General features: G+C 37.8%; 12 protein-coding genes. 4 read left to right on the forward strand and 8 right to left on the reverse strand.

Going from position 1 to position 11320, the window contains the following annotated elements:
* Positions 1 to 90: 90 nt before the first annotated feature.
* Positions 91 to 867: a (S)-acetoin forming diacetyl reductase gene (locus tag FD16_RS09395; protein WP_056938549.1), complete on the reverse strand. Its 777-nt coding sequence runs from the start codon at positions 865 to 867 to the stop codon at positions 91 to 93.
* A gap of 155 nt (positions 868 to 1022) precedes the next feature.
* Here FD16_RS09395 and FD16_RS09400 point away from each other — a divergent pair, with 155 nt between their 5' ends.
* On the forward strand, positions 1023 to 1754 hold the full coding sequence (locus tag FD16_RS09400; RefSeq protein ID WP_010623076.1) for a hypothetical protein: 732 nt from the start codon (positions 1023 to 1025) through the stop codon (positions 1752 to 1754).
* Here FD16_RS09400 and FD16_RS09405 read toward each other — a convergent pair.
* Together FD16_RS09405 and FD16_RS09410 are read right to left on the reverse strand one after the other, a co-directional pair.
* Positions 1742 to 2287, reverse strand: a complete 546-nt coding sequence (locus tag FD16_RS09405) for a DNA-3-methyladenine glycosylase I (RefSeq protein WP_029508438.1) — start codon at positions 2285 to 2287, stop codon at positions 1742 to 1744. The genes FD16_RS09400 and FD16_RS09405 overlap by 13 nt on opposite strands.
* Positions 2288 to 2425: 138 nt before the next feature.
* Positions 2426 to 3784: an amino acid permease gene (locus FD16_RS09410; protein WP_010623074.1), complete on the reverse strand. Its 1359-nt coding sequence runs from the start codon at positions 3782 to 3784 to the stop codon at positions 2426 to 2428.
* A 256-nt stretch (positions 3785 to 4040) separates the two neighbouring features.
* Here FD16_RS09410 and FD16_RS09415 point away from each other — a divergent pair, with 256 nt between their 5' ends.
* Both FD16_RS09415 and FD16_RS09420 read left to right on the forward strand, forming a co-directional pair.
* Positions 4041 to 4574, forward strand: coding sequence for a VanZ family protein (locus FD16_RS09415; protein ID WP_010623073.1), 534 nt, complete (start codon positions 4041 to 4043; stop codon positions 4572 to 4574).
* A 17-nt stretch (positions 4575 to 4591) separates the two neighbouring features.
* Positions 4592 to 4771, forward strand: a complete 180-nt coding sequence (locus tag FD16_RS09420) for a hypothetical protein (protein ID WP_010623072.1) — start codon at positions 4592 to 4594, stop codon at positions 4769 to 4771.
* Positions 4772 to 4962: 191 nt separating this feature from the next.
* On the opposite strand, the gene FD16_RS09425 is transcribed toward FD16_RS09420, so the two are convergent.
* The gene (locus FD16_RS09425; RefSeq protein ID WP_010623071.1) at positions 4963 to 5409 is read right to left on the reverse strand and encodes an Hsp20/alpha crystallin family protein; all 447 of its coding nucleotides are present in this window, start codon (positions 5407 to 5409) and stop codon (positions 4963 to 4965) included.
* Between the two features lie 233 nt (positions 5410 to 5642).
* On the opposite strand from FD16_RS09425, the gene FD16_RS09430 reads away from it, so the two are divergent.
* Positions 5643 to 6533 carry an aldo/keto reductase gene (locus tag FD16_RS09430; RefSeq protein WP_033386217.1) on the forward strand — a complete coding sequence of 297 codons (891 nt, stop codon included), beginning with the start codon at positions 5643 to 5645 and terminating at the stop codon, positions 6531 to 6533.
* A gap of 150 nt (positions 6534 to 6683) precedes the next feature.
* Here FD16_RS09430 and tkt read toward each other — a convergent pair whose 3' ends face one another.
* The 4 genes from tkt to pstB (FD16_RS09450) form a co-directional block, all read right to left on the reverse strand.
* Complete coding sequence (gene tkt, locus FD16_RS09435; RefSeq protein ID WP_010623069.1) at positions 6684 to 8681, reverse strand: transketolase; 1998 nt, start codon at positions 8679 to 8681, stop codon at positions 6684 to 6686.
* A gap of 375 nt (positions 8682 to 9056) precedes the next feature.
* Positions 9057 to 9734, reverse strand: a complete 678-nt coding sequence (gene phoU / locus FD16_RS09440) for a phosphate signaling complex protein PhoU (RefSeq protein ID WP_010623068.1) — start codon at positions 9732 to 9734, stop codon at positions 9057 to 9059.
* 12 nt (positions 9735 to 9746) lie between these two features.
* Positions 9747 to 10502: a phosphate ABC transporter ATP-binding protein PstB gene (gene pstB / locus FD16_RS09445; RefSeq protein ID WP_010623067.1), complete on the reverse strand. Its 756-nt coding sequence runs from the start codon at positions 10500 to 10502 to the stop codon at positions 9747 to 9749.
* A 13-nt stretch (positions 10503 to 10515) separates the two neighbouring features.
* Positions 10516 to 11310: a phosphate ABC transporter ATP-binding protein PstB gene (gene pstB / locus FD16_RS09450; RefSeq protein WP_010623066.1), complete on the reverse strand. Its 795-nt coding sequence runs from the start codon at positions 11308 to 11310 to the stop codon at positions 10516 to 10518.
* Between the last annotated feature and the right edge of the window lie 10 nt (positions 11311 to 11320).

Below are 11320 nucleotides of genomic sequence, written 5' to 3' on the forward strand. Positions count from 1 at the left end.
TATATCAGTACTTCTTGACGAAGAACCAAAATAACTTTCTCGACCTCTCAGTATTTGCAATCATATATAACACAAAATAATATTTATGGTTTAGCTAAATACCATTCCGCCATCAATCAATAATGATTGGCCAGTCATGTAGTCTGAATCTGGTCCAGCAAGGTAGGCAACACATGCTGCAACATCTTCTGGTTCTGACAAACGACCGAGTGCAATATCCTTAGAAAACTGTTCCATTCCCCATTCAAATGACTTGCCAGCATTGTCAGCAACTTGCTTTGCAATATCATTCATCATTGGAGTCTTAACGATTCCTGGACAATATGCGTTGACAGTGATATTAAACTTAGCTAATTCTTTAGCCGTCGTTTGTGTCACACCACGAATAGCAAACTTAGTGGCACCATAAACAGTTAAGTTAGGGTTACCCACTTGTCCAGCTTGAGAAGATGCATTAATGATCTTACCACCATGTCCAAGTTCTTTAAACTTTGCACTAGCAGCCTGAATCCCCCAGATAACACCACCCAAGTTAATAGCAAGTGTGTTGTTTAAGATATCTGGTGTTACAGTATCGATTGGTGTCGTAGGTGCGACACCAGCATTGTTAACGATGACATTAAAATCACCAAAATGTTTTGCAGTCTCTTCAACAGCAGCAAATACTTCTTCACGGTTAGCAACATCAGCAGCGATTGCGTATGCCTGTCCACCGTCAGCATTGATTTCATCAGCTACGCGTTGAACTTTAGCCTTAGTACGTCCAACTAATGCTACCTTGAAGCCATCATTGTGAAGACGTTTAGCAATTGCCTCGCCAATACCTTGGCCGGCGCCAGTGATCATTGCAACTTTTTGTTCTGTCATTGTTAATCCACCTTGTCATTGTTATTTAATTCACATTTATTATATCAATTTGCATTAATAAGTCAATATTTATGAAAAAAAAGAAAATCGTTAACTAATTGACGCATCGCTTAAAAATCACTACCATATAATAAAAACGATTAAAGGAGTCTACTATGATTAGGACAATTGCCTCGCAGTGGCGGTCAATTGACTGGCGTCAACTAATACTATCAGTGGCAATACAATCAGTCATCTGGTGGTACGTTCCGATGCAATACGCCACTCAAATATCTACTTCAACTTTTGAATTTAATCTAGCCTTTATATTTTTATATCAAATAGCAGTTGCAGCATCATCATTTATCCTATTTAGCACCAATTTTTCATCTCATTTTGCTGTTCTGACAATAATTGCCAGTGGCATACTGGCATTCTCTGGTGCAATTCACGGTAAATTTGTGATTATTCTGTTATTGTTGCTATTACCTGCATATTTGTTTATTGTGCAAATCAAAAAATTTCAGCTTCAAAATGAATATGGCTTATTACTGTATGGAATTTTAGCTGCAATCACGATTCCAATAACCTTGGTATTTTTAACAGTGCATTTCCTATCTTGGACGTTTATTGCATCATTGTTCCCACTGATGTTAACTTACTTTTTGTTTCTAGCACCAATTTTTCTTGAGGACCATCCACAAAAAGCAGTAATCATCTCAATGGCGGCTGGAATTTTGTTAATTATTCTACTGCTATTTAAATCAATCTCCCTACCATCAATTCTTGCCATCGCATTATCGGTAGTAAGCTGGTTCATAATGAATAATTTGCCAAAATTACGTAGTTCATATTTAACATATAGTTTTATCCAGATGCTGGTTGTCTTACTAATTTACTGGGCTTGATTATCTAGCCGACCATTTACTAATCCAGCGGCTTGCATGAATGAAAATATCGTTACGGGACCGACCATTTTAAAGCCGGTCTTTTTTAATTGATTCGTAATTTCAATAGATAAATCAGTTTTTGGTGGTAATACATCATCTTCTCCAACTTTAATTACGACCGGAAAATCTTCAGACAGTGACCACAAATAATTATCAAAACTGCCACTTGTCTTTATAATTCTCAATATTACTTGTGCATTGTGAATGGTGGACTCTAACTTGCGCCGATTTCTGATGATTTGTGGGTTCTGCAATAATTTGTCAACATCTTCATCAGTCATACTCGACACTCGATCAATGTCATAATGATAGAATGCTTGATTAAAAGCTTCTCTCTTATTCAAGACCGTTTGCCAGCTTAACCCGATTTGATAGGTTTCTAACGATAGCATTTCGAACAACTGTCGATCATCATGGCATTCAATCCCCCATTCATTGTCATAGTAATCTTGCATTTCTTTGGTTGTCTGAGCCCATAGCGGGCGTTTGATATCTGTCATTTTCATACCTCCACACTTATTATATTCGCAGTGCATCAATAAAAACATGTGTTCGATTTAAACTAATTAAAAAAACACTATATTTGTAGTTTAGTTTTTGAAAATTACAAGGATAGTGTTTTTGTGAATTTATTTAGCCCTCAAGTCCTGTCTCGTTTTCACGATATATAAAAATGCAAACCAGAAAACAGACAAGATGAGCGCAATTAATGTTTCGTGCTTAAAGCAAAGTATGATCGCTACAATTACTAAGAATATTAACACTAGATAGTCACCAACTGGAAACAAAGGCGCTTTGAAAGTTGACTGACGACCTTTTTCAGTTCTCTTAAATTTTAAATGTGCGATCGTAATGATCGCCCATATAAAGATAAAACAGACAGTAGCAACACTCGAAACAAGTGTAAACACTTGGCTAGGAATAAATAAATTAAGCAACACGGCCACCGAAATGCAGATTGCCGATAGAATTAAGGCATTGGCAGGAATATGATGCTTTGATAATCTACTAATTTTCTTAACACGTGGACTTTTGGATCCCATGGTTAGCTCCGACAGCATTCGACTAGTTGTGTACAGTGAACTGTTGCATGCCGATGCAGCAGCAGTGATGACAACAAAGTTGATGACGCTTGCAGCACCTTTGATACCAATATCTTTAAACACCATCACAAATGGGCTTTGATTAGCCTGTAACTGATTCCATGGATAGATGCTCATGATAATGAAAAGTGCACCAACGTAAAATAAAATAATTCGAATGGGAATGTCGTTAATCGCCTTGGGCAAAACTTTTTCAGGATCCTTCGTTTCAGCTGCAGTCATCCCAACCATTTCAATGCCGATAAAGCCAAAAATTACCATTTGAAATGATAACAAAAATCCGCTGGCACCCGTGGCAAAGAAACCTCCATGGTTAAATAAATTAGTCACACTAGCATGACCAGTTGGTGTTTTATAATCCATTATTAATAACACAACACCAACTGCAATCAATCCAATAATTGCAACGATTTTAATCAACGCAAACCAGAATTCAAATTCACCAAATGCTTCAACCGTAATCAAGTTAATACAGAGTAAAATGATCAAAACAATTAGTCCAGGAGCCCACTGTGGTACACCTGGTAGCCATAGTTTGATATAAGTCCCAATGGCAGTCATATCAGCCATTGCAATCGTTATCCAACAAATCCAATAAGTCCATCCCGTCACGAATGCAACTTTTTCTCCCAAATAATCCCTGATAGCTTCAATAAATGAACGATAATGCAGGTTTGATAGCAATATTTCACCAAGAGCCCGCATTAACAAAAAGCATGCTAATCCGGCGATAATATATGCTAGTAAAATTGATGGCCCAGCAGTGTGAATTGACTGACCAGATCCTAAAAATAGACCTGTTCCGATTGTCCCCCCAAGGGCAATTAACTGAACATGCCGATTTTTTAGGTTCCGCGCTAATTCTGTGGTACTTTGTTGTGCCATTAAATCACTTCTTCCATTTTTCATCTGACTGGCGCAATAATTCAGTACATGATAAAGATTATAGCGCAAATCGACCGAATTTCTCCATCAAATCCGTTTTTTTAATCTTTTTCTCATAAAAAAAGTCAATTAACATACGTTTTTACAGTTACTTACTAATGGTACGATTAAAATGAAATGACTTAATAATGAGGAAAACTAGCTTTTAGGATCAATATACATTATCATGATAAGCAGTAACTTTGAGGAGGACAAAATGAAGGACTGGATTCCTTTTATTATCATTTGTATTGGCATGGTAGTGCTTTTAATCAGCCTGTTAAGAAAGCCCAGAATCAGTATCTGGCAAAGAATTACATTAATTACAGGCTGGATCTATATGTTTGTCATTTGCCGAATTTGCTTTGCTCCAGCACCATTTTCTTTTTCACCAACACATGAAATTCATTACTTCATTGTTCACGGAATGATCGTTAATTTAATTCCGTTTCAGGCAATGGACACTGCCTTTTGGCTAAACGTACTAATGACTGTCCCCGCCGGAGTTTATTACGCCCTGATCTTTAAACCAAACCATCTTTCAACTAAAATATGGCTAGGCATAGGCACTGGACTAACAATAGAAACAACACAGTTCATCATCAACTGGTTTGTTGAGCTTGGCCGCTGGGTTGAAACAGATGATGTGATCACTAATGCGTGTGGTGTATGGATTGGCATGCTTCTAGTATACCTACTGTCACGCTACGGTTTTCGTAGTATGATCAAGTTATTTAGCTTACATAATTAATTATTTGAGGTGAAAATATGATTTCAAACGAACAACGTGCACATGATATTGCTCTTGCATTAACTTCAGCAAAGGCAAAAGATGAAAAACCCATCGAGGCTTATCATACTTATGTAAATTACCTTCTCCCAATTTTAAGAGAAATTGATCGAGATTTTCCTAATGGCATCAAAGAACATTTGGATCCTAAAAAATAGCTTTATGGCCGTGTTTAATTTTCTGGAATTTTTTCTGGGGATTGGGGCGGCTTTTTTTGTACCTTTTTTGCTGAAACGTGTTTAAAAGCACTGACACCGTTCATTTAACGATAAAAAGCGCGAACCCCAAAGCCCAGGAATTCACGCTTTTTATCGTTAAATGATGGTGTCAATTCGTGCTTTTAAACACTCTAATTGATTTCAATATGACTATCATTATCCTCAACTTTGGTAAGCTTTGGTAACGTCATGTTTAAAACACCATTATCATATTTTGCTTCAATTTTGCCTTTATCTACATCCGGCAAGCGGTATTGTCTGCTTACCGAGCCATATGTTCGTTCACTACGCAACATGTTGCCGTCCTTGTCACTATCATCTGTGAAACTATCTCGATGTGCTGAAATTGCTAGAACATCATTAGCATAGTTTAGATGAATATCCTTTTTATCATATCCTGGCATATCAATCTTAACTTCATAAGATTTATCCGTTTCTTTTACATCAGTCTTCATCGTTGCCTGTTCTGGGGTCATTGAGTAGAAAGCCTTACCGAGATTTGAAAAGAATCCATCATTCATCCAATTGTTCAAATCACCAAATAAATCGTCATGACGTTTTTGTAAATCATTTGCCATACCTAAAACTTCCTTTCATTTCCTTTGTTCAACACCAATGGTAGTCAGATAAGCATCAAAATTCAAATAAAACACACTTATTTTTCGTTAGTAGACATTCGAATTACGTTATCTAGACCATAATTATATTATATTGTTTTAATGTGGAGATTTCTAACAATATGCTCAACTTAAAATTGGCATTTAATCATACTTTCTTCTACAATTAGTAATGATAATTAAACTCAAAGGGGATGGCATTTTTGACAATTTCTGTTTTAAAACCGAGCGTAAGGCTCAATAATAACGTAGTGCTCCCACAAATGGGACTTGGTGTATGGAAATCAACTAACCAAGAAGCTCAAAATTCAGTCGAATTAGCTATTAAAAACGGCTATCGTCTCATTGATACTGCTAAACAGTATGGCAATGAAGCTGGTGTCGGTGCCGGTATTTCAAAATCTCTAACTGATAACGGGTTAAAGCGCGATGATGTGTACATTACAACCAAAGTTTATAGTGGCGACCAAGGATATAAAAACACGCTAGCAGCTATCGATGGTCAACTAGATCGGCTACAAACTGACCACGTAGACCTACTTCTAATGCACTGGCCCGTTAACGATCTATATAATGAAACCTGGCGTGCAATGGAAGAAATATATAATCAAAACAAAGCGCTAGCAATTGGAGTCTGCAACTTCGATGTTGAGAGATTAACCGATTTATTAAATCACGCAAGTATTGTACCTGCAGTTAATCAAATTGAATTTAATCCCCGAATTCATCAAACAGATGTTGTCAATCTTTGTCGTGTTCAAGGAATTGCTGTCGAGGCGTGGTCCCCACTTGGTAATGGTAAATTGTTGCAAAACGAAACCATTGGCAAAATTGCTGATCGTCACGGTAAATCGACTGCTCAAACCATTTTACGTTGGGAAATTCAACAAGGAATTATTGTGATTCCTAAATCAACACACGAAACGCGATTGATTGAGAATGCCTCAATCAACGATTTTGAACTGACTCCTGAAGACATGAAACAGATTAGTTCTTTAAATACAGAAGAACATTCTCGTTGGTATGACAACTATCAGTGGTATGGCAATCCTGATGGTGATCCTAATTTTATTATGAAGGCCTAACTTTTTTGTACCACCTTCTGTCAATTTTGCGGAAATCAACTCCGCAGACCAACTCACTCCGCTTAACCAAATAAAACCCGTGATTCCAAGGTCAGGAATCACGGGTTTTATTCAGTTAATGCTCATGAGTTTAGCGGTCTGCTACGTTCTCTAAAATAGTGAATCCAATTCCTCTACCGCTGCTGCTACCTTTTCTGGTGTGAATCCGTAGCGTGCGACCACTTTGCCACCATTACCGCTCATCCCAAATGTGTCGACGCCGAGGCTCTTGCCGTCTAGACCAACATACTTACCCCAAGCTTGAGTAACTCCCATTTCAACGGAGACTCTCTTACGAACATCATTTGGCAAGACATTATCACGATATTCATTCGACTGCTTATCGAAGGTCTTAGGATCAGGCATTGAAACAACCGAAACATCCTTGCCTTTTTCAGCCAACAACTTTTGTGCTTCAATACTCAGGCTAACTTCAGATCCACTAGCCATGATAATTGCTTCAGGTCTGTCACCCTTTTGTGGTGAAATGACATATCCACCATGCTCAACACCATCTGGGTGATCGAGAGATCCTTGCAAGGCAGGCAGTCCTTGTCTGCTCAAGATAATCACAGTAGGATGATCATTCGAAGTCAGGGCCTTTTTCCATGCTTGCGCCACTTCATTACCATCTGCTGGGCGAATCACGTCCAAATTGGGAATGGCTTGCAAACTAGCCAATTGTTCAACTGGTTCATGAGTTGGTCCATCTTCACCGACAGCAATTGAATCATGAGTAAATACATATGTCACTGGTATTCTTTGTAATGCTGCCAGTCTCAAAGCTGAACGCATGTAATCGGAGAATACCATGAATGTACTTCCATAAACTCTTGTACCACCATGCAGTGCAATCCCATTAATTGCCGTGGCTTCAGCAAATTCACGAACACCGAACCATAAGTTACGGCTAGTTGGGTTTTCTTTGCTGAAACGATCAGAAGCACCAATCTGAGTCTTATTTGAACTAAACAAATCAGCGGATCCGCCCCAAAGAAACGGAATGTTTTCAGCCAATGTTTGTAGAACTTCCGCACCTGTCGCACGTGTTGCTTTAGTATCACCTGCTTCATATTTAGGTAGAAAACTAAAATCACTCTTTACTTTTCCACTTAAAGCTTCACCAAATTGCTTAGCCAATTCTGGGAACTGAGTACGATAATTGCTCATCATTTCATTCCAGTCTGCTTCCGCCTGTTCACCACGGGCAGCAATTCCTCTTTCAAACTGATCATATACTGTAGATTCGACAGTGAAAGCTGGCTTGTCCCAATTATAAAACTTCTTTAATTCAACTAATTGATCTTCTTTTAATGGTGCACCATGGACTTTGTTAGTACCGGCATTAGGAGCACCATGGCCAATTTCAGTTTTAATTTCAATGATAGTTGGTTTATCATGCTGACTCTTGGCTTCTTCGATTGCACTGGCAATATCTTCAAGGCTGTTACCATCTTCAACACGTAAATAGTTCCAGTGATATCCTTCAAAACGTTCCTGAACATTTTCATTGAATGCATTGCTAAGTGGTCCATCAAGAGAAACATCGTTTGAATCATATAACACGATTAATTTGTCCAGACCATAATGTCCAGCCAGACTTGCTGATTCGTGAGAGATGCCTTCCATCAGATCCCCATCCCCACAGATTGCGTAGGTGTAGTGGTCAATGACTGGAAAGTCTGGTTTGTTATAAACAGCTCGCAAATGAACCTCTGCCATTGCCATACCAACTGCCATCCCAATTCCCTGACCTAAAGGACCGGTAGTTGCATCAACACCATCGGTATGACCATATTCAGGATGACCTGGCGTCTTACTATCTATTTGACGGAAACCCTTAAGATCTTGCAAGCTAAGGTTAAAACCTGATAAATGCAATAGGCTGTACAACATGGCTGACCCATGTCCTGCTGATAATACAAATCGATCACGATTAATCCACTTACTGTCCTTAGGATTGGTGTTCAGAAATTTTTGCCAAAGAACATAGGCCATCGGTGAAGCACCTAATGGTAACCCGGGATGACCCGAATTAGCTGCTTGCACTTGATCAACACTCAACATCCGTAAATTGGTAACACTCAATTCATCATTCTCATTAAACATATTGAATTCCTCCGAAAGTTTGAAAAATATTTATTTTAATGTCTACACTTTTAAAATTGCTAACTTCGCATGTAATTATCATACCAGTTAGTATTGGTCTATGCAATAATTACAATAAAAAAGTTGATTTTTAGCCATTACCGTTAAAATAATCAAAAATTGGTATAGATAAATTCAAACTTGCAGTTGATATTTTTAAATTAAGGTTCTGTTAGAGTTGACTCTAATTCATTCTAATTTTTATTGCTAAATCAGATTGACAACCGGTTGCACAAATTATAAATAAAAAATTTAATTAAGTAGATTCCACAACTAAAAAGAACATCCCCGATCCATCTCTCATATTTGAAAAATGGCCGGAATGTTCTTTTATTGTTACTGCTGATGTCTAATTTTACCTAAATTTAACTCAACAATTTTGCCGGACTTGTTATATACTACCCATTCTGCCAGGTTAACAATGTGATCGCCAATTCTTTCTAATAGTCTAACAACCATTAGGTAACTTGACCCTCTTTCCGCAGTAGTCTGATGTTTCTCGATCGATTTTGTTAACATCCCCCTTACACTCGAATACTGACTATCAATCTCCAAATCCTTTTCAGCAGCTTTGCGGACCATTTGATCATCATCAACCACATAGGCATCCAATGTTAATTCAAGCATCTTACGAATATCGTCTGCCATGGACTGAATCTTTCTCTCAATCTGTGCATCGTTTTTTTGCTCACCTGTGTTTAATGCTTCTTTGGCAATATTAACTGCGTGATCTCCAATCCTTTCCAAATCTGAACTAGCTTTTAAAACACTGATAATTTCTCGAAAATCAGTTGCCACCGGTTGCTGCAACGCAATTAATTTTAAGGCCTCTTTTTCAAGGTAGATTTCTTCATCATTAATTCTACTATCCTCATCAATTACTTCTTGTGATAGTTTCAGATCGTACTTAGTAAATGCCTGAGTTGCATGATAAATTTGTTCGCTAACGTTAATTCCCATTTCCATAAATCGACCGTTTAACTTTTTTAATTCATCTGAAAATAATTCGTGCATAATGTTCTCCCCTTAACCAAATTTTCCATTCAGATAATCGCTTGTTGCGTCCATTTTAGGGTTTATAAACATTTTTTCTGTTTGATCAAATTCAACTAAGTCTCCATTCAATAAAAATGCAGTTTTATCTGAGATTCGGGCTGCCTGCTGCATATTATGAGTCACAATAATAATTGTAAACTGATCGTGAATCGACATTAAAGTTTCTTCAATTTTAGCGCTTGATATTGGATCCAATGCACTAGTTGGTTCGTCCATTAAGATTACCTCAGGCTGAACTGCAAGCACCCGAGCCATACAAATCCGTTGTTGCTGACCGCCTGAAAATGATAAAGCGTTCTTGTTAAGTGAGTCCTTCACTTCATCCCAAATAGCAGCCTGCTTCAAACTAATTTCAACTCGCTCGTCAAGCATCCGTTTATTTACTACACCACTAAGCTTCAATCCGTACGCCACATTTTCATAAACAGATAAAGGAAACGGATTAGGCTGCTGAAACAGCATGCCAATTTTTTTACGTAAATCTACTACATCTGTTGAATTTGAATAAATATCATTGTTTCTAAATCTAATCTCACCGGTGACTGTCGTATTTGGAATCAAGTCATTCATGCGATTAAGACTGCGTAAATACGTTGATTTACCGCAACCAGACGGACCAATTAATGCTGTAATTTGATTTTCTTGGAAGTTCAAATTAATACCGTGCAATGCCTCATGATCACCATAAGATATGCGTACATTGTCAGTTGTAATCACATTTGTCATGGTCAACGCCTCCTTAGCCAAAATTGCCAGAAATGTAATCCTCTGTGGTCTGGATATGAGGATTGGTAAATATATTCTCGGTTAAATCGTATTCAATCACGTGACCCATGTGTAAAAACGCCGTATAATCACTAACTCGAGAAGCCTGTTGCATGTTATGAGTAACGATAATAATCGTATAATTTTTACTGAGTGTTTTTAACGTTTCTTCTAATTTAGCCGATGAAATTGGATCAAGTGCACTTGCAGGTTCGTCTAGCAACAATACATCTGGTTTCATTGCAATTGATCTTGCAATACAAAGTCGTTGAGCCTGACCACCAGATAATGAAAGAGCACTTTCATTAATTTTATCCTTTACCTCATCCCACAAAGACACAGCAATTAAACTTTCCTCCGTCCTTTGACTCAACTGCTGTTTGTCCGTAATGCCGTTTTCTTTCAGTGCAAACGTTAAATTATCTTTAATTGACTTAGCAAATGGGTTAGGTCGTTGAAACACCATGCCAATATGCTTGCGCAGTTCGTAAACATTAATTTTACGATCATTAATATCAACATCACGATACCAAATTTGTCCGTTCACGTTTGCCTTACCATCATTCATTCTATTAAATGATCTCAACAAAGTTGATTTTCCTGATCCCGATGCACCAATTAACGCCGAAATTTTGTTTCGTGGAAACTGCAAGTTTGTCTGATAAATAACTTGATGGCTACCGTAGGAAACCTCAATATTTTCCGTTGTTATTGCCGCACTTTCTGTTGGTGTCACAATATAGGAATCTTCGAGATTGTATGTTTGCATAGTTTCACTC

Source organism: Paucilactobacillus suebicus DSM 5007 = KCTC 3549 (assembly GCF_001434475.1).
Classification (GTDB): domain Bacteria; phylum Bacillota; class Bacilli; order Lactobacillales; family Lactobacillaceae; genus Paucilactobacillus; species Paucilactobacillus suebicus.

Excerpts from the sequence above, each read along its gene's own strand:
- FD16_RS09395 (WP_056938549.1), bottom strand. The coding sequence starts at position 867 with ATGACAGAACAAAAAGTTGCAATGATCACTGGCGCCGGCCAAGGTATT.
- FD16_RS09400 (WP_010623076.1), top strand. The coding sequence starts at position 1,023 with ATGATTAGGACAATTGCCTCGCAGTGGCGGTCAATTGACTGGCGTCAA.
- FD16_RS09410 (WP_010623074.1), bottom strand. The coding sequence starts at position 3,784 with ATGGCACAACAAAGTACCACAGAATTAGCGCGGAACCTAAAAAATCGG.
- FD16_RS09415 (WP_010623073.1), top strand. The coding sequence starts at position 4,041 with ATGAAGGACTGGATTCCTTTTATTATCATTTGTATTGGCATGGTAGTG.
- FD16_RS09420 (WP_010623072.1), top strand. The coding sequence starts at position 4,592 with ATGATTTCAAACGAACAACGTGCACATGATATTGCTCTTGCATTAACT.
- FD16_RS09425 (WP_010623071.1), bottom strand. The coding sequence starts at position 5,409 with ATGGCAAATGATTTACAAAAACGTCATGACGATTTATTTGGTGATTTG.
- FD16_RS09430 (WP_033386217.1), top strand. The coding sequence starts at position 5,643 with ATGGCATTTTTGACAATTTCTGTTTTAAAACCGAGCGTAAGGCTCAAT.
- tkt (WP_010623069.1), bottom strand. The coding sequence starts at position 8,681 with ATGTTTAATGAGAATGATGAATTGAGTGTTACCAATTTACGGATGTTG.
- phoU (WP_010623068.1), bottom strand. The coding sequence starts at position 9,734 with ATGCACGAATTATTTTCAGATGAATTAAAAAAGTTAAACGGTCGATTT.
- pstB (WP_010623067.1), bottom strand. The coding sequence starts at position 10,502 with ATGACAAATGTGATTACAACTGACAATGTACGCATATCTTATGGTGAT.
- pstB (WP_010623066.1), bottom strand. The coding sequence starts at position 11,310 with ATGCAAACATACAATCTCGAAGATTCCTATATTGTGACACCAACAGAA.